The following is a 21,461-nucleotide window of genomic DNA, read 5'->3' on the forward strand; positions in this document are numbered from 1 at the left end:
GCGGCATGACCTCCCCGAGCATCCTCAGACACCCCGATTTCCGCCGGTTGTGGATCGCTGATCTACTCAGTCAGCTCGGCAGCCGCCTGAGCATGATCGCGATCCCGCTGCTCGCCGTTCTCACCCTCGACGCATCCACCCTCCAGGTCTCGCTCCTGCGGACATGCGAGACGGCTGCCTGGCTGCTACTCGGGCTGTTCGCCGGTGCCTGGGTCGACCGGATCCGGTGTCTCCCGGTGCTCGTGTACGCCGATCTGGGCCGGGCGCTGCTCTTCGCAACGATCCCGGTCGCCGCCTGGTTCGGCGTACTGAGTCTCACGCAGCTGTACGTCGTACTCGTGCTGACCGGCGTCCTCACGGTGCTGTTCGAAGTGGCGCACAGTTCTTACCCGCCTCGGCTGCTGGATCCTGACCAACTGCTGCCCGGCAACGCCAAGCTGGCGGCCAACCACTCTGTCGGCGCAGTGATCGGGGCAGGCGCGGGCGGCGTACTCGTGCAGTGGCTCGGTGCGGCAGTCACCATCGGCGTGGACGCACTGAGCTTCCTGTGGTCCGCACTGTGGCTCCGCTCGATCCGTACGCCGGAAGTGGCGCCGGCCAAGGCGGACCGGCCGAACCTCAAGCGAGAGATCGCGGAGGGGATGCGGTACGTCTTCAGTCACCCGCTGCTGCGACCGATGGCCCTCAACACGGCGACGACCATGCTGTTCCAGGCGGCCGCCGGCGCGATCATGATCGTCTACCTGGTCCGCGAGGTTCACCTGCAGCCGGGCACCATCGGCGTACTGAGCATGATCGGCCTCGGCGGAGCGATCGTCGCGTCAGGCGTCACCGAGAAGATCAGCAACAGGTACGGCGATGCCCGCACGCTGCTGCTGTCGTCGACGGGCATCGGCGTCGCGTTCACCCTGCAGGCGCTGACCGCACCGGGCTGGCAGGTGAGCTGGTACGTCGTCTCGATGCTGCTGGCCGGCTTCTGCATCATCGTCTGCTACATCCTGCAAGTCAGCACCCGGCAGCGCGTCTGTCCACCAGAGCTGCAGGGCCGGGTCAGCGCCACCATGAGCTTCGTCAGCTGGGGCGCCGCTCCGATCGGCAGTCTGCTGGGCGGTGCGCTCGGTACGGCGTTCGGGTTGCACGCGACCTTGTGGATCGCCGGTCTGGCGGCCCTGGCCGGCAACGCGTTCCTCTACTTCTCGCCGTTCCGCACCTTGCGCACCGTCCCGGCCACGCAGTCTGCCGATCAGTCGGACGCGATCTGAGCAGTGCCGACCAGTACTTCGACGTCGAGGGCGGCGCGACCGCGGCCGATCTCCACGTCCTTGGACTGGCCGGAGACCGCGCCCGTCCAGGTGACCCGGCCGAGCTGGGCTTCGGTGTGGACGCGGACGTCGGAACCCCGGCGTAGCGCGACGTTCGCGGTGCCGGACTCGACCCGCACGCGAGACCGGCCCTTGGTGATCTGGGCGTCCAGGTTGGCCGAACCGGCCTGGACGAGCAGGTCGATCGGGCCGTCCACATCGGAGACCTTCGCCGTACCGGCAGTGACGCGGACCCGGCTCAGTCCGGGCAGGCGCTCGGCGTGGACGCTGCCGCCCGTCACCTCGACCTCGACCTGCAGGCTGGGGTTGACCCGGATGGACAGCTCCTTGGCGAGGCCGTTGACGTGCGACTTCAGGTCGGTCGGGTTGCGCAGCATGCTGAACCCGTCGATCGAGACGCCCATGTCGCCTTCGCTGCTGATCGAGAGGGTGTCGCCGTCCCGCTTGATCACATGCGGCCCGTCCACCGCGACTCCGTTGACGGCCGGCTCACCGATCAGCCGCACCCGGCGGCCGATCGCCCGCACCGTCACCCGCTGCACCCCCGCCGGCATCGGCACGTTGCTGTGCTCCTCCTCGACCTCTTCGACCTCTTCGATCTCGTCGGTACCGGAGTTCTCAGCAGTCGCGGGTGTCTCGGCGGGAGCTTCGTCGACCACGCTGTCCTGGACGCCGTTCCCGGCGGCAGCGTGCCGCCCGCCCGGCGTCGCGGCGGCATCGCCACCATTCACGGCGCCCTCGGGTGCCGCCGCGTCGGCGGCGTTCGGAGCGTCCACCACATCGGCCCAGACCGAGGTGGACGGGAGGTCGTCCGCGGCCGGCCAGTCCGTGGACGGCGCGTCCTTGGTCGAGTCTTCGGCAACCGGAGGCGTCGGCGCCGGCCCGTCAGCCTCGGTGGTCGTCGGGGCCTGAAGGGCGGCGATCAGGGTGGTGGCTTCCTCAGGTGAGAGGTGGCCCTTGGCGACCCGGTCGAGGACGTCCTTGACCCGCCGGTCGTAATCGCTCTGGTTGCTCATGCCACCAGTCCAGCACCCCCTCGGGTCGAAACCAATCCGGGATCGCCCGGAATCCACTCCGAACACAGCGGTGCGGATCCCGGGGAGTAGCCCGCGACCCGCACCTGCTGTCCTCTATAACCGCACAGCCCGGACCGGGCTGGTTGTGTCACGCCGCTGGGGTCATCTCCTCCGCGGCCAGTTCGTCCTGTACGGCGGCCAACTCGGCTGCCTCGGCCTCCTCAGCGGCCCGCCGACTGCGCAGACCACGCAGCCCGGTCAGCGCCACCACCAGTCCGAGTGCGGCGATCCCAGTCACCACAGCCAGACCCGGCTTGTAGGCCGACAACATCCCGGCCGAGGTGGTCACGCCGTCCGACTTGCTGCTGATCACCGCGGTCACGATCGCGAGGACCACGGCGCCACCGACCTGGTTGGAGGTGTTGAACAGTCCGGACGCCAACCCCTGCTCGTGGTCCGGGACCCCGGACACAGCCTGGATGTTCAGGGCCGGGAACCCGATCGCGAACCCGAGACCGAGCAGCATGATGGTCGGGAACACGGTCGAGAAGTACGCCGACTCCGGGCCGATCCGCAGCGAGAGGGCGTATCCGACGACGAACAGTGCCATCGACGCGATGATCATCGTCTCGGTGCCGAGCCGGTCGGCCAGCTTGCCCGCGTTCGGCGACAGCGTCGCGACCAGCAGACCGGCGGGCAGGAAGGCCAGCGCGGTCTGGAACGACGACCAGCCGAGCAGGTTCTGCAGGTACATGGTGCCGATCAGCTGGAAGGCGACGTACGCGCCGAAGACGGTCAGGATCGCCAGATTCGCCCGGCGGAGCGAGGCGTTGCGCAGGATGCCGAGCCGGACCAGCGGGTGCTTGGACCGCAGTTCGATCGCGACGAAGCCGGCCAGCAGGACGATCGCGAGCGCGAACATCCCGAAGGTCTGCACCGACACCCAACCGGCGTGCTCGGCGCCGACGACGGCGTACACCAGTGAGAGCATGCCGCCGGTGACGGTGATCGCGCCGGGGACGTCGTACCCGCCGGACGCGTTGTCGCGCGGGCTGTTCGGGATCAGCTTGATCGCGAACAGCAGCACGATCAGGGCGACCGGGCCAGGCATCAGGAAGGTCCAGCGCCAGCCGACCTCGGTCAGCGCGCCGCCGAGGATCAGGCCCATCGAGAAGCCACTGGCGGCGCAGGTGGTGAAGATGCTGAGGGCACGGTTACGGTCCGGGCCCTCATGGAAGGTCGTGGTGATGATGGAGAGCGCGGCCGGCGCGGTGAACGCGGCGGCGACGCCCTTGACGAACCGCGCGGCGATGAGCAGTTCGGGGGTAGTGGCCAAGGAGCTCAGCATCGAGACCGCGGCGAAGACGGCCAGCGCGATCAGGAAGACGCGGCGACGGCCGAGCAGGTCCGCGGTCCGGCCGCCGAGCAGCAGCAGGCCGCCGTACCCGAGCACGTAGCCGGTCACGACCCACTGCAGAGAGGAGAGCGAGACGCCCAGGTCGGCGCCGATGGACGGCAGGGACATGCCGACCATGGACACGTCCAGGCCGTCGAGGAAGATCACGCCGCAGACCACCAGGAGGGCGCCCCACAGGCGCGCGTCCCAAGTCATCCGGGCCGGTGATGTGGTGTGCGTTGTCTGTGTCACGAGGGGAGACTATTCCATGCGTATGCATCTAATGTCTAGGCATTAAATGCGTTTGCATTGAATGCGCGTGCATGCTATCGTCGCCTCCATGGCCGCCATGAAGGTCAGCGCCGGTCCTGGTGAGACCAGCGCCGATGTCAGTGCAGATGTGAGGGAATGGCGCGAGCTGCTGGCTCGCCACGCCGACCTGACCTGCGCCCTCGACCGGGCTCTGCAGGCCGGCCACTCGCTGGGCATGAGTGAGTACGAGGTGCTCGAGCGTCTCGCCGAGCTGCCCGAGCACTCCGCCAAGGTCCAGACCATCGCGAAGTCGGTCCATCTCAGCCAGAGCGCGCTGTCCCGGGTGATCGGCCGGCTGGAGACTGCCGGTCTGGTCGAGCGGCACATGTGCCCCGAGGATCGCCGCGCGGTCAATGTGCGGCTCACCGACGACGGTCTGCACGTTCAGGCAGAGGCCGAGCCGACCCAGCGCCGGGTCCTCGCCGAGCGGCTGCACGCACCACTGGTCAAGAGCTGTGGTCCCCCTACCATCGGTGGATGACAGACGAACCGCTCCTGACCGCCGAGGAAGCTCGGGAAGTCATCGAGGACCTGCACCGCATCGTCGCGCCCGACGGCATCCAGGAGGCGTACCAACTCTCGGCCGGAGGCATCGACCACTGGGTCTACGCCCGTGGTCAGGACCGGTCGAACCCGGTCATCCTCTTCGTGCACGGTGGTCCCGCGTCGCCGCTGTCGCCGGTGACGTGGCAGTTCCAGCGACCGATCGAGGAGTACTTCACGGTCGTCACGTACGACCAGCGCGGGGCCGGCCGGACCTTTCGTACGGTCGATCCGGACACCATCGCGGACACGCTGAAGATCTCGCAGTACGTCGATGACGCGATCGAGCTCACCGAGCAGATCCGGGCGCGGTACGGCGTCGGCAAGGTGATCCTGATGGGTCACAGCTGGGGCACCGTGATCGCGACCCACGCCGCGCTCGCCCGGCCCGACCTGTTCCACGCGTACGTCGGGATCGGCCAGTTCATCAACGCCCGGACCAACGAGCGGCTCTCGTTCGAGTACGCCCTCGAGCAGGCCCGCGAGCACAACCACACCGAGGCACTCGAGCAGCTCGAGTCGATCGCGCCGTACCCCGGTGACGAGCCGGTGACCCGGGAGCGGATCATCATCGCCCGCGACTGGGCGCAGTACCGCGGCGGACTGACGGCGTACCGGAGCGACTCGACCTACTTCTTCCAGGCGGCGCTGCTGTCGCCGGAGTACACGCTGGACGAGGCCGAAACCATTGGCGAAGGCAACATGTTCACCCTCGGCCGGGTGCTGGACCAGTTGCTGGAGGTCGACTTCACCGGGGTCACCGAGTTCCCGGTCCCGGTGGTGATGTTCCTCGGGCGGCACGACTACACGACGCCGAGTGCGCCGACCGCCGAGTGGATCGAGGCGGTCAAGGCGCCGTACAAGCAGGCGGTCTGGTTCGAGCGCTCCTCACACCTGCTGCCCTGGGAGGAACCGGGGAAGATGCTGGTCAGCTTGCTGTCCTACGTACGTCCGCTGGTCAGTTGATCGTGTACGTGTAGCCGTTGCCGGTCAGACCGGCCAGGACGCGGTCGCGGTGGTCCTCGCCTCGCAGTTCGAGCTGTAGCGCCACCTCGACCTCGTCCAGGCTCAGCGTCTCCGAGATGCGCTCGTGCAGTACCTCGATGAGGTTCGCATCCGTCCCGGCCAGTTGGGTCAGCAGAGTAGCGAGCCCGCCGGGCATGTCTGGGATCCGCACTCGCAGGGACAGGTAGCGTCCGGCCGCGGCCATGCCGTGCCGGATGACGCGCATCAGCAGCAGCGGGTCGATGTTGCCGCCGGACAGCACCACCACGACCGGTGGCTTGAACCGCTCCGGCTCGTCCAGTACGGCGGCCACCGCGGCGGCACCGGCCGGTTCGACCACCAGCTTCGCCCGCTCCAGCAGCAACAAAAGGGCCTTGGACAACGAATCCTCGCCGACCGTCCGCATCTCCCCGACGTACTGCTGGACCGCTCCGAACGGTTCCTTGCCCGGCAGTCCGACCGCGATCCCGTCCGCCATCGTCGCCATCTCCGCCAGCTGGACCGGCTCGCCGGCCGCCAGCGAGGCAGGGTACGCCGCCGCGCCCGCGGCCTGCACGCCGACGACCTCGATCGGCGCCCCGTCGCGTTGCATCGCCGACGCGATCCCGGCGATCAGGCCGCCACCACCGGTCGGTACGACGACCGTCCGCACCTGCGGGCACTGCTCGACGATCTCGAGGCCGGCAGTGGCCTGACCGGCGACGATATCGGGATGGTCGAACGGGTGGATCAGCACCGCACCCGTCTCGGCCTCGAACGCGTGCGCCGCGCGCAGGCAGTCGTCGATCGACGTACCGACGAAGCGGATCTCCGCGCCGTACGCGCGAGTCGCCTTCTCCTTCGGGATCGGCGCGCCGTGTGGCATGAAGACGGTCGCCTTGATGCCGAGGAGTTGGGCGGCGAGTGCGACGCCCTGGGCGTGGTTGCCCGCGCTCGCCGCGACCACGCCACGTCTCCGCTCGGCCTTGGACAGCCGCGCCATCCGCACGTAGGCGCCGCGCAGCTTGAACGACCCGGTGCGTTGCAGGTTCTCGCACTTCAGGAACACGTCGCCGCCGACCAGTTCACTTAGCCAGCGCGAGTACTCCAGCGGCGTCGGCGCCACCACGTCATGCAGCAGATCCGCGGCTCGCACGATGTCCTTGGCATCGATCACGCCCTTACCCTACGCAGCTAAACCAGTTGCACCCGCCACATACGCTGCGGCTCATGAAGGTCACGGCTGTCGTGGTGCGCCCCTCCGACGAGGCGGTCCTGATGCTGCCGTCCGGCCTCCCGCAGGTGGAGGTCGCGGAGAAGCTCTGGTTCCCGGACGTCGAGACCACGGTCCGGGCAGTGCGGGAGCAGCTGTCGATCGAGGCCGTCGTCCTCATCTGCCTCGACGAAGAGCCGGTCACCTACCTCATGCTCTCGACCGGCACGGTTCCGCCGGATGCCCAGTGGGCGCACGACGTCGACGATCCGGCGGTCGTGGCCGCGCGCAAGCACCTCGCGCTGCCGGCGGACTCCCCCGTGACCCCGGCGTGGACCAGACCGGGCTGGTACGACGAAGCGCTGCCGTGGATCGACGACGAGCTCGCACGGACTGGCCCGTGGTCCCAGGTGCGCTCGTGGGGGTTGTCGAACGTACTGCGAATCCCGACGGCGCAGGGAGACGTGTACTTCAAGGCGCTCGCGCACTCCAGCACCATCCGGCCGGCGCGAACGGATGCGTTGCCGCTGCTGTTCGCGCACGAACCCATGCTGTTGAAGCAGCTCTCCGACGAGCGTCCTGGTGAGGTGCCTGTGCCGCTGGCGGTGGACGAGAAGCGGGCGTGGATGCTCCTGCCGGACCTCGGTTCCCCGTTGGCCGACTCTCCGGATGTCTCGCTGTGGATCGACGCACTGCGGGCGCACGCCAAGCTTCAGCGCAGCTATGCGGATCAGCCGGATCGGCTGCTGGAGTTCAGCTGTGTCGATCGTCGGCTCGCCGTGCTGGAGGCGGAGATCGACCGGTTGCTCGGGCCGAACCCCGCCACCGATCTGCTCGAGCCCGCCGAACGCGCGCTGCTGCCGAGGCGGGCGGAACAGTTGCGTGAGGCAATCACCGAGCTCGCCGCGATCGGCGTACCGGAGACTTTGCTGCACGGTGATCTGCATCCGCGGAACCTTGCGGTCCGGGATGGTCGGGTGCTGGCGTTCGACTGGACCGACGCCGCTGTGTCCCATCCGTTCCTGGATCTCGTGACGTTCTTCGAGCAGCGGTCGCCGATGTCGGCGGATCCGCGCTTGAGGGATGCCTATCTGGCCGAGTGGGAGTCGTACGCGTCGCCCGCGGACCTGCGTCGTGCGCTCGAGCTGGCCGGGGAGCTGGGGGCACTCCACCAGGTCATGACCTACGCGCACCTGCCGGATTCCCTGTCCGGATCGAGCAAGGAGTCGATGCTCCGGGGCGGCGTGTGGTGGCTCCGGCGGATCCTTGCGCAGTAGCTATCGGTGCAGGACGGCGAGTTGGTTCCGCATGCCGCGGCGGACGGGCGGATCGAGGTACCGGTCCCACGTGGGACGACGCTCGCCGCGCAGGAGGGCGTAGTACGCGAGTGCCTCGGACAACGCGGCTTCGCGGAGGTACCCGCGGGCCAGCGGCTGCTTGCCTCGTCCGTTCGGTCGCGGACGGCGCTCGTACGCCGCGTTGGCGGTGAAGATCCCGAGTCCGTAGAACACGGTGAGCAGATCGGTCAGTGGCTCATGGTCGGGCCGGCGCGCCACCGAGATCCGGCTGCTGCCGAGCAGGAGTTCATGCCCGGCCTCGTGGGCGAAGATCGCGATCAGAGCGACCGGGTCGGCGGCCAATGCCGGTGACAGCTGGATCTGGTTGCGCTCGGCACCGCGGATCCACCGGCCGGACGGTTCCTTCACCACCGAAGCCGATCTGCGGTACGCCGGTCGCCGGATGCCGTCGCCGACGAGTTCGAAGCTGAGGGCGCATTGGTCCGGACGGAGATCCATTCGCGCGCTGACCCGCCGGCACAACTCCTCCGCAGCCGGACGGGTGCCGTCGTACCCGGCCGGGATGAGGTCGCCGGGCAACGCGATCGGTCGCAGCACCACGTCGCGGCCGAACTCGGCGATCATCCACTCCATCGACGACCGGATCCATCGGCGGCTGCCACCCGGCAAGCGCTCACGTGGCGCCTTCAACTGGGACCGCACCTGCTGGCTCCGCCGCAACACCCCGATCGGATTCCTCACCCGCCGGATCATGCCAATCGGACGCCGATATAAACCCGCCTGGTTAGACACGCCCTACTTCAGCAGGAGTTTGCCGAGGCGTTGGGAGGCGATGTACATGCCGATCGTGCCCATGGCGGCGAGGTAGAAGGCGTGGACGAGGAGGAACCAGCCGACGGTGCCGGTGGTGAGGGCGCGCTCGATCACGACGCCCTGGTAGAGCGGGGTGATCTCGACCAGCCAGCGGATCGCCTCCGGGTAGGTCTCGACCGGGTAGAAGGTGGCCGAGAACAGGAACATCGGCATCGCCGCCAGCTGGACGAACTCGAAGTCCTGCCAGCTGCGCATGAACGTGGTCAGCGCCATCCCCGCGCCGGCGAACGCGAGCGCGATCAGGACCGAGGTAGGCAGCGCGAGCAGCGCCCACCACGACGTGATCAGGCCCATCCCGAGCATCACCACGATGAACATCGCCGAGTAGCAGGCACCGCGCAGCAGCGCCCAGGTCACCTCACCGGTCGCGATGTCCCACGGCCGCAGCGGCGTCGCCAGGATCGAGTCGTAGAGCTTGGCGTACTTCATCCGGAAGAAGATGTTGTACGTCGAGTCGAAGATCGCGCCGTTCATCGCCGAACTGGCCAGCATCGCCGGCGCGACGAACGCGGCGTACCCGATCGTGGTGCCGTCGGACAGGGTGAAGTCGCCGACCAGTTGCGCGACACCGATGCCGATCGAGAGCAGGTAGAACAGCGGCTCGAAGAAGCCGGACAAGAAGACGATCCAGGACCGCCGGTAGAGCAGGAAGTTGCGCTCGACGATGTGCCGTCCACCGCCGCCACCGAGGACGCGGGCCGGGAGCGGGACGACCCGGGCAGTGAGGGTCGTCATCAACCCACCAGCCTCTTGGTGAAGCCGCGGACGGCGAACCACGTGCCGACCGCGAACCAGGCGAGCAGGTAGGCGACGTTGAGCAGCGCGAGCGGCGGGTTGATCGTGCCCATCGCCAGATCGCGGGACAGAGCCACCCCGTGCCACAGCGGGCTGAGGTAGGCGAGCCACTCGATCCAGTCCGGCAGCTGGGAGACCGGGAAGAACGCACCGGAGAACAGGAACGCCGGGATCACCCCGAACCGGAAGATCATCGCGAAGCCCGCGTCGTTCTCCAGCGTCGTCGCCACGGCCACGACCGGGGCCGCGGCGGCCATCCCGACCAGCAGCACCACCGGCAGCGCGAGCACTCCCAGCGGGGAGCTCAGCCCACCGAACAGGGCGATCACCACGAGGAAGACCGCGCACGTGCTCCCGACCCGGAAAGCGATGAAGCCGAACTGACCGGCGACGACGTCCACCGGCCGCAGTGGAGACGCGATCATCGAGTGGAAGAACTTCTGCCATTTCAGCCCACTCATCACCGGGTACGTCGACTCGCCCACGGCCACCTGCAACGCGGTGGAGGCGAGCAACCCGGGCGCGATGAACTGCAGGTAGCTGACGCCGCCGAGCGCACCCGTCCCGTTCCGGTCGACGAAGGAGCCGAGGCCGATCCCCATCGCGGCCAGGTAGAGCAGTGGCAGCAGGAAGCTGCTGATCAGCGTGCCCTTCCAGGTCCGCTTGTAGACGGTCAGCCAGTAGTCGAACTGACGACGACCGTTCTCCAGGACGAGCGCCATCAGTCGACCAACGTCCGGCCGGTGAGGCGGAGGAACACGTCCTCCAGAGTCGAGCGGCGGACCAGGACGGAGGCCGGCTCCAGCCCGCGCTCGTGGACGGCCGCGACCGCGCGCTCGCCGTCGTCGGTGTAGAGCAGCAGGCGGTCCGGCAGCACCTCGATGCGCTGGGCCAGGTCCTCGACCTTCTCCGCCAGGGCATCGTGGTCGGACGACATCACCTCCGGCCCGAACCGCAGCTCGGTCACCTCACGCGTCGAGTAGTCCCGGATCAGGTCGGCCGGCGACCCCTCGGCAGCGATCAGTCCGCCGTCCATCACCACCAGCCGGTCGCAGAGCTGCTCGGCCTCGTCCATGTAGTGCGTGGTGATGATCAGCGTCACGCCGGCCTGCTTCAGCCGGAACAGCTTGTCCCACAACAGGTGCCGGGCCTGTGGATCCAGCCCGGTCGTCGGCTCGTCGAGCAGCAACAGGTCGGGGTTGCTCACCAGCGACCGCGCGATCGTCAACCGCCGCTTCATCCCGCCGGACAGCTCGTCGACCTTGACGTCCGCCTTCTCGGTGAGCGAGACGAACGCGAGCAACTCGTCCGCGCGACTGCGGCACTCCGCCCGGCTCAGACCGAAGTACCGGCCGTAGATGGTCAGGTTCTCCCGGACGGACAGCTCGGTGTCGAGGGTGTCGTCCTGTGGGCAGACGCCGAGCCGGGCCCGGATCGACGGGCCCTCGGTGGCCGGGTCCATGCCGAGGATCTGCAGCGTGCCGCCACTGGTCGGTGAGACCGCGCCGATCATCCGCATCGTCGACGACTTGCCCGCGCCGTTCGGCCCGAGGAACCCGAACGCCTCCCCGCGCCACACATCCAGGTCGATGCCCTTGACCGCTTCGAAGTCGCCGTACGACTTGCGCAGTCCACGGACATGGACCAGGGACTCCCGCTGCTCACTCACGGACCCGACCCTAGACCGACCGGCCGACAGTTTTCTTGTCGATTTGAGCGGTTCCATCCATCGACGCTAGAACCTCGACACGACTGGAGCTCAACCGCGGCCGACGTACGGCATGCCTGCGGCCATCACGGTCAGCGTGGGTACGGCGACCGACGTCGGGAGCTGGGCGATCCGGACCACGAAGTCCGCCACGATCTTCGGATCGAACGTCGGCTCGACCGCGATCGTGCCGTCCGGCTGGAGCACGCCCTGCCCCATCCGCTCGGTCATCGGGGTCGCGGCGTTCCCGATGTCGATCTGGCACGCCGTGATCCCGTGCGCCCGGCCTTCCAGCTCGAGGCCCTTCGTCAGCCCCGTGACGGCGTGCTTGCTGGCCGTGTACGCGATCCCCTGCGGCCGCGGGACATGCGCCGAGATGGAGCCGTTGTTGATGATCCGACCACCCTTCGGGTCCTGCCGCAGCATCAACGCGAACGCCGCCTGCGCACACAGGAACGATCCGGTCAGGTTGGTGTCCACCACTCGCCGCCAGTCCTCCTCGGCCAGGTCCTCCACCCCAGCCGCCGGCGCACCGGTCCCCGCGTTGTTCACGAGTACGTCGATCCGCTCGAGCCCGCCGAAGAGCGCACGCACCGCGTCGCCATCGGCAACATCCAGCACCGCGGTCCGCACTCGCCCCTCAGCCGACTGGGCGGCGGTCTCGCGGAGCTTCTCCTCGGTCCGCCCAGTGACAGTCACCTCGAACCCAGCCGCCGCCAACGCCAGCGCCATCTCGCGCCCGAGCCCCGAACCACCACCGGTCACCACCGCTACCTGCGCCATCCTGGCACTCTCCTGTCGCTCGCCGAATCGGCGTCTAGCATCGCAGGATCCTCAGAGGGACGGCGCGACCAGTACCAGCCGACGGCACCCGCCGTGGCGGTCATGACCGAGAGCTCCACCCAGACACCGTGGCCGAGCGGGGGAATCAGCTCCTCGGTGAGGTTCCAGGCCGCGTGCGCGAGGATGGCCGCCGGTACGCCGCCGCGAAGGCGTTCGGTGACGAACAGGATCACGTAGGTCAGCGGGAACAACCCCAGGAAGAACGTCAGTCCCTGCTGGGTGAACAGTCCGTCGTCATGCTGACCGGTGCCGTTCAGGAAGTACAGCGGCACGTGCCACAGGCCCCACGCCGCGCCCACGACCACGGTGGTGGCCAACTGGCCGTAGTACCTGCGCAGCCGAGGCTGCACATACCCCCGCCAGCCGAACTCTTCGGCGACCGGTCCGGCCAGGAACGTGTAGGCCAATGCTCCGAGTGGTCCGCCGGCGCCGGCGATCACGTCGGCCGCATGGTCGGGGAACGCCGCGAGGTGTCCGGTCAACGCAGACGCCGCCAGCGGCGGCAGTGCGCCGAGCAGTACGGCGACGATCGGCCACCGCCACGACCACCTCACCACCCGCTGCGTCTCGCGACGCCACAGCCACATCACCAGGGCCGCCAGAGACGGGCCGGATGCCGCCAGGACGAAAACGAGCATCCCGCCGCCCTCGTCGATGTTCGCGCCCAGCACGCCCAGGATCGCCCAGGGCAACCAGGTCAGGACGAGACAGACCGCTGCGAACTCCAGCAGCCGGCGCCTCGTCGTCGCCATGCTGTTCACCGACCGGCCGTCGATCGCCGTCACGCGTCCCCCAGCAGCTCGCAGGAATATCACCCGAGCCAGCTTCGTTGCCCTCAGACGGGTAGGCCAGGGTGCCAGACCGACCAGCCACCGGGGTCCTAGGTCCCCAGGTGCGTCACAAAACGCACCCCTCCGCCGTCACTAGATCGTGCACCGGTCCTCGTCGTCCACGAACAGTGATCACCCGAAGACTGTGAGTAAGTGAGTGGCGACTCAGTCAGGAATCTTGGAAACTCATTTGCGTGTATCACGCAAGCATGTATATGCTTGCAGCATGCAAGTAAACGACGCGTACTCTCCGCAGACCCCGATCGAGGGCGTGCTGCACGCGTTTACCAGGATCGGCCGGCGGCTGAAGGCCAAGCAGCCCGGGGACACGATCGACCACAGCGTCCACCTGGTGCTGTTCGTGCTGCGGTGCAGCGGAGCGCTGCGCCTGTCCGACCTGGCCAACCGGATGGAGCTGGACGCCTCGACCGCGAGCCGGCACGTGCGGTCGCTGGAGCAGCTGGGCCTGGTCCGCCGCTCCCCCGACCCCGACGACGGCCGCGCCTTCCGGGTCGAGCTGACCGAGAAGGGCATCGAGGAGTGGGACGCCGGCGCCCGACGCCGGATGGAGCTGCTGAGCGCAGCCATGGACGGCTGGTCCGAGGACGACGTCCTGACCTTCGAGCGCCTGATGACACGGTTCGCCGACGGAGTCGCGAGCCTGACCGACCCGGCCATCGAGAAGAGCTGGGCAGACAAGGGCTGGGCCGCTGTCGCCCCGCGCCTACGCCCGGCACCCGCGGCCGAGCGCCGTACCCAAGACTTCGTGGCCGGTGGCGACCCCACCGCTCGCGAGAACACCGACAAGAAGCTGGGGAGCACCACATGAGCACCACCGAGCCCGCCACCACCGGCGGCGCTGCGCCTGAAACACCGGGATACCTGTCCCACAAGCAGATCCTCGTCGTCCTCGGCGGCCTGATGGCCGGCATGTTCCTGGCGGCGCTCGACCAGAGCATCGTCGGAACCGCGCTGCCGCAGATCGTCAGCGAGTTCAACAGCCTGGACAAGCTGTCCTGGGTGGTCACGGCGTACCTGCTGACCTCGACCGCCTCCACGCCGCTGTGGGGCAAGATCTCCGACCTGTACGGTCGCCGCCCGCTGTTCATCGCGGCGATCGTCACCTTCCTGGCCGGCTCCGTGCTGGCCGCGCTGTCGCAGAACATCGAGATGCTGATCGGCTTCCGGGCCGTCCAGGGTCTTGGTGCCGGTGGCCTGATGTCACTGGCCTTCGCCACCATCGGTGACGTGATCCCGCCGCGCGAGCGCGGTAAGTACATGGGGTACTTCGGTGCCGTCTTCGGTCTGTCGTCCGTGGCCGGCCCGCTGCTCGGCGGTCTGCTCACCGACGGTCCCGGCTGGCGCTGGATCTTCTGGATCAACCTGCCCATCGGCCTCGTTGCTCTGGGCATCGTCGGCGCCGTGCTCCGGCTGCCGCACGTGAAGCGTTCGCACAAGATCGACTACCTCGGTGCCGCAGTGGTCACCGGAGCCGTCACCTCGCTGCTGCTGGCCGTCTCCTGGAGCGGCCCGACCAACGGCTGGGGTACCGGCACCACGATCGCCCTGCTGGCCGCGACCGTCGTCCTGGCGGTCACCTTCGTGCTGGTCGAGCTGCGGGTGTCCGAGCCGATCATCCCGATGGACCTGTTCAAGGGCCGGATCTTCTCCGGGTACGCCGGGTACGCGTTCCTGCTCGGGTTCGCGATGTTCGGTGCGCTGATCTTCCTGCCGCTGTACCTGCAGGCGGTCAAGGACATGTCGCCGACCCGCTCCGGCCTGGCGCTGCTGCCGATGATCGTCGGTATCTTCTCCGCGTCGATCCCGAGCGGTCAGCTGATGAGCAAGACCGGGCGCTACAAGGTCTACCCGATCATCTCCTCGGTCCTGGTCGGTGGCGCGATGCTGCTGCTGTCCACGCTGAGCCTGGGTACGCCGTACTGGCACCTGGCGATCTACATGTTCATCATGGGCGCCGGTCTGGGTCTGTCGATGCAGATCACCGTCACCGCCGCGCAGAACAGCGTGCCCCGCAAGCACATGGGCAGCGCGACCTCGACGATGACCTTCTTCCGCTCGATGGGTGGCGCGATCGGTACCGCGGTGTACGGCGCGGTGCTGACCAGCCGGCTCAAGGAGCACCTGGGCGACATCGTCCCGAACGCCACCCAGACCGTGGTCGACGGGCTCGCCAAGGCCGCCAACAGCGTCCAGGCGCTGCACGGCCTGAAGGAGCCGATGAAGGGCTGGGCCCTGCACGGTCTGGTCGACGCGATGGGCGACGTGTTCCTGGTCTCCCTGCCGTTCCTGGCGATCGCACTGATCGTCGCGGTCATCACTCCGGAGCAGCGGCTGGCCGGCCGCTCCGACGGCCCGAAGCCGGAGGGCGAGGAAGACTCCTCGATGGAGGCTTCCGCGGCCGCCGCGATGCACTGACCCTCTGCACCAACCAACGACCGGCCGTCCTCTCCCGAGGGCGGCCGGTCGTCGCACGTTAGGCTTGCGGTGATGTCACGCCTGCAGGGATTCGGAAACCAGCTCGTCGCCTTCCACGATCAACTCCGCGACCAGATCGACGTACTGCGGGAACAGGACGCTCCCGATGGCAAGGATCTGCTGACCCACTGTCTGGCGTTCTGTGGGGCGCTCACCCGGCATCACACCGGTGAGGACGAGGGCGCGTTCATGGTGCTCGCGGAGGAGTACCCGGACCTTCGCCCGGTGCTCGAGGAGTTGGCCCGCGATCATCTGATCATCGCGGCAGCCCTGCAGCGGTTGGAGAACCTCGCCGAGCTCGATCCGGCCGAGCGGAAGCGGGAGCTCGACACCGTGGCCGCGCTGATGGAGACCCACTTCACCTACGAGGAACGCAAACTCGTCACCGCGTTGAACGGCCTCGAGGACGACGGGACAGGGCGCTTAGCCCTCCCCTTCCGCTGACTCCGCCGCGGGTCTGTCCCGGAAGAAGTACCTCCGGGGCAACGGTCTCGGTGGTTCCGGATCGACGTCGTTGCCGGCCAGGTGGTTGACGATCGCATTCAGGACGGCGGCCGTCGGTACGGCGATCAGCGCGCCGACGATCCCGGCGATGACCACACCGGTAGCGATCGACAGGATCACCGCGAGCGGATGCACACTGACCGCACGCCCGAGCAGGAACGGCTGCAGCACATGCGCTTCGAGCTGCTGTACGCCGATCACCACGGCCAGCATGATGATCGCGACGATCGGTCCCTTGGCCACCAACGCGACCAGGACGGCGACCCCGCCGCTGATCGTCGCGCCGACGACCGGGATGAACGCGCCGACGAACACCAGGATGCCGATCGCGCTCACCAGCGGCAGGCCGAGGATCGCCGCACCCAGGGAGATCCCGATCGCGTCCACCGCCGCGACGATGATGGTGGCCCGGACGAACGCCGTCAGCGAGACCCACGCCTTCCGCCCCGACGAGTCCGCCTTCTCGCGCGCCTGCCGCGGGAACAACCGGATCAGCCAGGCCCAGATCCGCTCGCCCTGGTAGAGGAAGAAGAACAGGCAGAACAGCGCGATGAACAATCCGGCCACGACATGCGTCGCCGTCGTACCGACCTCGGCCGCGCGCTGACCGATCGCACCGCCGGACGTGATCTCGTCCTGCAGCCGTTTGAAGGCGTTGGTGATGTCCGTGTCGCTCAGCCCGAAGTTGATCCGGGCCAGGTCGCGCAGCTTCTGCACACCTTCGCCGACCTGCGTCGACAGAGTCTCGAACTGGCCCGCGATCTGCGTCCCGACCAGGGTCAGCAGACCGGCGACGAGAATGATGGTCGCGATGACCGTGATGCCCGCCGCCGGACCGCGAGGAATGCGGAGCCGCTGCAGGCCGTCCGTCACCGGGACCAGCAGAGCGGTCAGCAGCACGCCGACCGTGACCGGGACGACTACCTCGGACAGATAGCGCATCCCGTAGGCGATCACCAGCACGGCCGCGACGATCACCAGGAACCGCCAGGCCCAGGCACTCGCGATCTGCATGCCCGGAGTGACCCCGGTGTCCACGCGCCCCCGGCTGGACGACGCGATCAGGTGATTCTCGGCCACCACCGTGTCGCTGGTCTCGTCGAGCACCTCGTTGTCAGCCACCGGACTCTCGTGGTCCCGTCCGATGTCCGGCGCCTCGGACTCGTCGCCCCGCCCCGACTCGCTCATGCCACCTCCGCAGCTCGCGCTTGGTGCTGAGACTAGTGCCCGGTGCGGACCGTTCCATGAATGTGGCGGGCGAGCCCTTTGGCGGCGGATGGGGCGAGGTCAGCGAGCAGACCTACGCCGGCCAGGACGTAGTCCTTGTCGACGCAGACCTCGGCGCGTTCCGGGACGAGCCAGCCTTCCTCCTGCGCGTTCACCCCGACGGAGCCCAGGATCCGCGCCGCGACGTCCGGCCCGTTGTGCCGCAGGACTCCCCCGGACCCGACCAGCAGGTCCACTTCGCGCAGGTCCTTCCCGGACCGCTCGATCACCCGGCCGCCCGGCCCGAACACGATCCGCTGGCGACCCGCATGCCGCCGCAGCGCCACCGTCGCCGCGACTCTCGCAAGCAGCTCGTCGTACGACGCCTCTTGCTCGCTGTCGGGGAGGTACGACGGGTCGGCGTGCCGGCGAGCGGCCGCCGTACTGAGCTTGTCGTCGTCCGGGATGAGACCGGACTCGACACCGGCGCCGACCACTGGGACCGCACTCCAGCGCATGCCGAGGTCGCCCTCGACCGTGCGCGTCACCGGATGCGTCGCGACCACCTCGCGGCCGAGGTTCGCGTCCTCCGGGTCGAGCTCGATCACCGAGTGCACGTCCGTGGTCGCACCACCGATGTCCACGACCGCCACATCACCGTGCAACCCGGCCAGCACTTCGACTCCGCGCAGTACTACGTCGGGCGTCGCGGCGCGGACCATCCGCGCGAACGCCGGATCCCGGGACAGATTCTTCCCGCCGATCACATGGGCGAGGAACATCTCCCGGATCGCCGCCCGCGCACTGTCCGGCGCGAACACCCCGATCTCGGGTACGACGTTGTCCGCGAGAACATGCGGAACGCCTGCGCTGCCGAGCATTCCGGCAATCACGTCCTGGGCCTCGACGTTGCCAGCGGCCACAACCGGACGCCGCCACCGGTACTTCGCCAGCACCGACGCCGCGTTCTCCAGCACCGCCGAATTCCCACCATCCGTCCCGCCCAGCAGGAGGACGACATCCGGTCGTTCGGCTCGCAGGGCTTTCAGGGACGTTGCCGTGAGCCCGCCGTTGACCACGGCAACCACTCGGCCGCCGCTGGACAAGGCGACCCGCCGGCCGGCCTCCGCGGTGACCAGCTCTTCGTTGCCGACGACACCGATCCGGAGACCGCCGCCCGCACTCGAACAGGCCAGCACCTCGGCACGCTCGACGCCACGATCGGCTTCCAGCAAAGCGTTTCGGCAGGCATGCCAGCCGTCCATCACGTCTGTGTCGATCGTGGTCCGGTGTTCGGCTCGAGCGACCAGGTCGCCCGAGCCGGAGTCCACCGCGATCGCCTTCGTGAACGTCGACCCGAAGTCGACGGCCACCAGCAGGCCTGCCAACTACGCCATCGCGCGGTCGAGGTCCAGCAGCAGGTCGTCGATCGTCTCGATCCCGACGCTGAGCCGGATCAGGTCGGCCGGTACCTCGAGCGGCGTACCGGCGACCGAGGCGTGGGTCATCTTGCCGGGGTGCTCGATCAGCGACTCGACGCCGCCGAGCGACTCGCCCAGGGTGAAGACCTCGGCCTTGTTGCAGATGTCGAGTGCATGCTCCACGCCGCCGGTGACCCGGAACGACACGATGCCGCCGTACCGCTTCATCTGCTTGGCGGCGGTCTCGTGGCCAGGGTGACCGTCGATGCCCGGGTACAGCACCTGGCTGACGGCCTTGTGCCGCTGCAGGAACTCGACGACCTTCTCGGCGTTGTCGCTGTGCCGGTCCATCCGGACGCCGAGGGTCTTGATCCCGCGCAGCACCAGCCAGGAGTCGAACGGGCCGGCGACCGCACCGATCGCGTTCTGGTGGAAGGCGATCTTGTCGGCCAGTCCGGCGTCGCGGACGATCAGCCCACCGCCGACGACGTCGGAGTGACCGCCCATGTACTTCGTGGTCGAGTGCACGACGACGTCCGCGCCGAGCTCCAGCGGCTGCTGCAGGTACGGCGTGGCGAAGGTGTTGTCGACCACCAGCAGGGCGCCGGCGTCGTGCGCGATCTGGGCGACGATGGCGATGTCGGCGACGTTCAGCAGCGGGTTCGTCGGCGTCTCCAGCCAGACGATCTTGGTCTTGCCCGGGCGGATGGCGGCCCGGATCGCCTCCGGGTGCGTGACCGCGACCGGCGTCATCTCGACACCCCAGTTGCCCAGCACCTTGGAGAACAGCCGGAACGTGCCGCCGTACGCGTCGTCGGGGAACACCATGTGGTCACCCGGGACGCAGAGCGAGCGGATCAGCGTGTCCTCCGCGGCCAGGCCGCTGGCGAACGCGAAACCGCGGTTGCCCGCCTCGATCGCGGCCAGACACTCCTCCAGCGCGGTCCGGGTCGGGTTCGCCGACCGGGAGTACTCGTAGCCGTTGCGCAGCCCGCCGACGCCGTCCTGCTTGTAGGTGCTGGTCGCGTAGATCGGCGGCACCACCGAACCGGTGGTGGGGTCGGGCTCGTTCCCGGCGTGGATGGCGAGCGTCTCGAAGCCGTAGTGGTGGTCCGTGTTCACCGGACCAGCGTACGGCCTGGTCTGATCCGTCCCGCGCCGACTGTCCGGCACTGAGACTCTTGACGCAACCGATGGGTTGCCATATATTGTATTGCAACCAGATAGTTGCTATTCATCAGGAGGATGTCATGGGGTTTCCTGACCAGATCGAGCGGACCGTCGAGCTCGCCCACCCGCCGGCGAAGGTGTGGGCGGCGCTGACCACGGCCGAGGGTCTTGGCACGTGGTTCGGCCACCAGGCGAAGATCGATCTGCGGCCGGGCGGAGCCGCGGAGATGACGTGGACCAGCGGCGACCGGGCCGAGATGCGGATCGAGCGAGTGGACGAACCCACCACGTTCGGCTTCACCTGGCACATCTATGGTCTGCCCGCCGAGGACCAACGCCGGACGTACGTCGAGTTCACGCTGGAGCCGGTCGACGCCGGCACCCGGCTGACCGTCATCGAGTCGGGCTTCGCGCAACTGCCGGACGGCGAGTACACCAAGGCGTTCGGCGCCGACACCGAAGGCTGGGCGTCCGAACTCGGAGAACTCGTCGACTACCTCGACGCCGCCTGACCTGCCATGCCCGCCACAGACCGGGTCGAGGCGGTGGCGGAGCAGGTGTTCGTGGCCTTGGCGGATCCGCGGCGGCGCGGCGTACTCGCCGTACTCGCGGCGAACGGGCCCTCGACCGCGACGGACCTGGCGGATCGTCTGCCGATCACCCGGCAGGCGATCGCCAAGCACCTCGCGCTCCTGGCCGACGCGGGCCTTGTCACCGCCGAGCACGGCGAACGCCGCCGCGTCCGCTACGGCCTCCAGCCCGCCCCGATGCAGCTGGCCCAGCAGTTCCTGGCAGCCCTGACGCGCGACTGGGACCATCGCCTCGACGCCCTCAAGAACCACCTGGAAGGCTGACGGTCAAGCGTCGACCTCTTTCAGCCGCACCGTGAAGATCGGCAGCAGGAAGTGGACGAGTGGGCCGATCGACAGGGCGTAGACGACAGTGCCGACGCCGATCACGCCGCCGAGCAGGAAGCCGATGACGAGGACGGTCACCTCGAGCGTGGTCCGGACCAGGCGGACGCTGAGGCCGGTACGACGTACCAGGCCGGTCATCAGGCCGTCGCGGGGTCCGGGGCCGAACTGGGCGCCGATGTAGAGCGCGCCGGCCAGCGCGTTCACGACGACGCCGCTGAGCATGAACACGATCCGGAGCCAGAGCGCGTCCGGCCGGTCGACCGTCGCCAGGGTCAGGTCCGTCACCAGGCCGATGACGATCGCGTTGCTGATCGTGCCGAGCCCGGGCCACTGCCGCAGCGGGATCCAGGCGAGCAGTACGACGAAGCTCATCGCGATCACCACGGTGCCAAAGCTGAGCGGCAGGTGCTTGGTGATGCCGGAGTGGAACACGTCCCATGGGTCCAGGCCGAGGTTGCCCTGGATCATCAGGCCCATCGAAGCGCCGTACAGGGTGAGGCCGACGTACAGCTGGACCAGGCGCCGGGGCAGGTGGCCCGCCTTCAGCTGCTGGATCGGGTTCAGGGGCGCCAGTTGGCGAGGCGGTGCGGGGGAAGTGGCGGTCACCCGTCCAG

Annotated in this window: 22 protein-coding genes; 9 read left to right on the forward strand and 13 right to left on the reverse strand. The window is 68.5% G+C overall.

The genetic code is table 11. From position 1 onward, the window contains the following. Positions 1 to 5: 5 nt before the first annotated feature. Entirely contained in the window at positions 6 to 1,262 is a 1,257-nt protein-coding gene (locus tag E0H75_RS27455; protein WP_131516515.1) for an MFS transporter, read from the forward strand. On the opposite strand, the gene E0H75_RS27460 is transcribed toward E0H75_RS27455, so the two are convergent. After that, positions 1,244 to 2,338: a hypothetical protein gene (locus E0H75_RS27460; RefSeq protein ID WP_131516516.1), complete on the reverse strand. Its 1,095-nt coding sequence runs from the start codon at positions 2,336 to 2,338 to the stop codon at positions 1,244 to 1,246. The genes E0H75_RS27455 and E0H75_RS27460 overlap by 19 nt on opposite strands. Before the next feature lie 148 nt (positions 2,339 to 2,486). Beyond that, complete coding sequence (locus E0H75_RS27465; protein ID WP_202873191.1) at positions 2,487 to 3,986, reverse strand: MFS transporter; 1,500 nt, start codon at positions 3,984 to 3,986, stop codon at positions 2,487 to 2,489. 88 nt (positions 3,987 to 4,074) lie between these two features. Between E0H75_RS27465 and E0H75_RS27470 the strand changes: the two genes are divergently transcribed. Then, a complete protein-coding gene (locus E0H75_RS27470; RefSeq protein ID WP_165554053.1) occupies positions 4,075 to 4,527 on the forward strand; it encodes a MarR family winged helix-turn-helix transcriptional regulator in 453 nt (150 codons plus the stop codon). Then, complete coding sequence (locus tag E0H75_RS27475) at positions 4,524 to 5,555, forward strand: alpha/beta fold hydrolase (RefSeq protein WP_131516518.1); 1,032 nt, start codon at positions 4,524 to 4,526, stop codon at positions 5,553 to 5,555. Before E0H75_RS27470 ends, E0H75_RS27475 begins: the two co-directional genes overlap by 4 nt. Here E0H75_RS27475 and ilvA read toward each other — a convergent pair. Beyond that, positions 5,548 to 6,750 carry a threonine ammonia-lyase gene (gene ilvA, locus E0H75_RS27480; RefSeq protein ID WP_131516519.1) on the reverse strand — a complete coding sequence of 401 codons (1,203 nt, stop codon included), beginning with the start codon at positions 6,748 to 6,750 and terminating at the stop codon, positions 5,548 to 5,550. The genes E0H75_RS27475 and ilvA overlap by 8 nt on opposite strands. Before the next feature lie 53 nt (positions 6,751 to 6,803). Between ilvA and E0H75_RS27485 the strand changes: the two genes are divergently transcribed. Continuing rightward, positions 6,804 to 8,063: an aminoglycoside phosphotransferase family protein gene (locus tag E0H75_RS27485; protein ID WP_131516520.1), complete on the forward strand. Its 1,260-nt coding sequence runs from the start codon at positions 6,804 to 6,806 to the stop codon at positions 8,061 to 8,063. Here E0H75_RS27485 and E0H75_RS27490 read toward each other — a convergent pair whose 3' ends face one another. From E0H75_RS27490 to E0H75_RS27515, 6 genes are all read right to left on the reverse strand, one after another. Beyond that, positions 8,064 to 8,825, reverse strand: coding sequence for a hypothetical protein (locus tag E0H75_RS27490; RefSeq protein WP_131516521.1), 762 nt, complete (start codon positions 8,823 to 8,825; stop codon positions 8,064 to 8,066). Positions 8,826 to 8,879: 54 nt separating this feature from the next. After that, the gene (locus tag E0H75_RS27495; RefSeq protein WP_131516522.1) at positions 8,880 to 9,692 is read right to left on the reverse strand and encodes an ABC transporter permease; all 813 of its coding nucleotides are present in this window, start codon (positions 9,690 to 9,692) and stop codon (positions 8,880 to 8,882) included. Next, positions 9,692 to 10,474, reverse strand: a complete 783-nt coding sequence (locus E0H75_RS27500) for an ABC transporter permease (protein ID WP_131516523.1) — start codon at positions 10,472 to 10,474, stop codon at positions 9,692 to 9,694. Before E0H75_RS27500 ends, E0H75_RS27495 begins: the two co-directional genes overlap by 1 nt. Continuing rightward, positions 10,474 to 11,421: an ABC transporter ATP-binding protein gene (locus E0H75_RS27505; RefSeq protein ID WP_131516524.1), complete on the reverse strand. Its 948-nt coding sequence runs from the start codon at positions 11,419 to 11,421 to the stop codon at positions 10,474 to 10,476. The genes E0H75_RS27500 and E0H75_RS27505 overlap by 1 nt, the downstream gene beginning before the upstream one ends. A gap of 90 nt (positions 11,422 to 11,511) precedes the next feature. Further along, entirely contained in the window at positions 11,512 to 12,243 is a 732-nt protein-coding gene (locus tag E0H75_RS27510; protein WP_131516525.1) for an SDR family oxidoreductase, read from the reverse strand. Next, a complete protein-coding gene (locus E0H75_RS27515) occupies positions 12,231 to 13,055 on the reverse strand; it encodes a CPBP family intramembrane glutamic endopeptidase (RefSeq protein WP_131516526.1) in 825 nt (274 codons plus the stop codon). The genes E0H75_RS27510 and E0H75_RS27515 overlap by 13 nt, the downstream gene beginning before the upstream one ends. Before the next feature lie 304 nt (positions 13,056 to 13,359). Here E0H75_RS27515 and E0H75_RS27520 point away from each other — a divergent pair, with 304 nt between their 5' ends. From E0H75_RS27520 to E0H75_RS27530, 3 genes are all read left to right on the forward strand, one after another. Then, positions 13,360 to 13,962, forward strand: coding sequence for a MarR family winged helix-turn-helix transcriptional regulator (locus E0H75_RS27520; protein WP_131516527.1), 603 nt, complete (start codon positions 13,360 to 13,362; stop codon positions 13,960 to 13,962). After that, positions 13,959 to 15,569, forward strand: a complete 1,611-nt coding sequence (locus E0H75_RS27525; RefSeq protein ID WP_131516528.1) for an MDR family MFS transporter — start codon at positions 13,959 to 13,961, stop codon at positions 15,567 to 15,569. The genes E0H75_RS27520 and E0H75_RS27525 overlap by 4 nt, the downstream gene beginning before the upstream one ends. A 72-nt stretch (positions 15,570 to 15,641) precedes the next feature. Then, on the forward strand, positions 15,642 to 16,073 hold the full coding sequence (locus E0H75_RS27530) for a hemerythrin domain-containing protein (protein ID WP_131516529.1): 432 nt from the start codon (positions 15,642 to 15,644) through the stop codon (positions 16,071 to 16,073). On the opposite strand, the gene E0H75_RS27535 is transcribed toward E0H75_RS27530, so the two are convergent. The 3 genes from E0H75_RS27535 to E0H75_RS27545 are packed head-to-tail and all read right to left on the reverse strand — an operon-like array spanning position 16,053 to position 19,882. Further along, entirely contained in the window at positions 16,053 to 17,321 is a 1,269-nt protein-coding gene (locus tag E0H75_RS27535; RefSeq protein WP_131516530.1) for an AI-2E family transporter, read from the reverse strand. The genes E0H75_RS27530 and E0H75_RS27535 overlap by 21 nt on opposite strands. Before the next feature lie 32 nt (positions 17,322 to 17,353). Beyond that, a complete protein-coding gene (locus E0H75_RS27540) occupies positions 17,354 to 18,727 on the reverse strand; it encodes a glutamate mutase L (RefSeq protein WP_131516531.1) in 1,374 nt (457 codons plus the stop codon). Beyond that, entirely contained in the window at positions 18,728 to 19,882 is a 1,155-nt protein-coding gene (locus E0H75_RS27545) for a cystathionine gamma-synthase (RefSeq protein ID WP_131516532.1), read from the reverse strand. A gap of 128 nt (positions 19,883 to 20,010) precedes the next feature. Here E0H75_RS27545 and E0H75_RS27550 point away from each other — a divergent pair, with 128 nt between their 5' ends. Both E0H75_RS27550 and E0H75_RS27555 read left to right on the forward strand, forming a co-directional pair. After that, a complete protein-coding gene (locus E0H75_RS27550) occupies positions 20,011 to 20,442 on the forward strand; it encodes an SRPBCC domain-containing protein (protein ID WP_131516533.1) in 432 nt (143 codons plus the stop codon). A 6-nt stretch (positions 20,443 to 20,448) separates the two neighbouring features. After that, positions 20,449 to 20,784 (forward strand): ArsR/SmtB family transcription factor, encoded by a 336-nt coding sequence (locus tag E0H75_RS27555; protein WP_131516534.1) that lies wholly within the window; start codon positions 20,449 to 20,451, stop codon positions 20,782 to 20,784. A gap of 3 nt (positions 20,785 to 20,787) precedes the next feature. Here E0H75_RS27555 and yczE read toward each other — a convergent pair whose 3' ends face one another. Further along, the gene (yczE, locus tag E0H75_RS27560) at positions 20,788 to 21,453 is read right to left on the reverse strand and encodes a membrane protein YczE (protein ID WP_131516535.1); all 666 of its coding nucleotides are present in this window, start codon (positions 21,451 to 21,453) and stop codon (positions 20,788 to 20,790) included. Between the last annotated feature and the right edge of the window lie 8 nt (positions 21,454 to 21,461).

Source organism: Kribbella capetownensis (genome assembly GCF_004331485.1).
GTDB classification, from domain to species: Bacteria; Actinomycetota; Actinomycetes; order Propionibacteriales; family Kribbellaceae; genus Kribbella; species Kribbella capetownensis.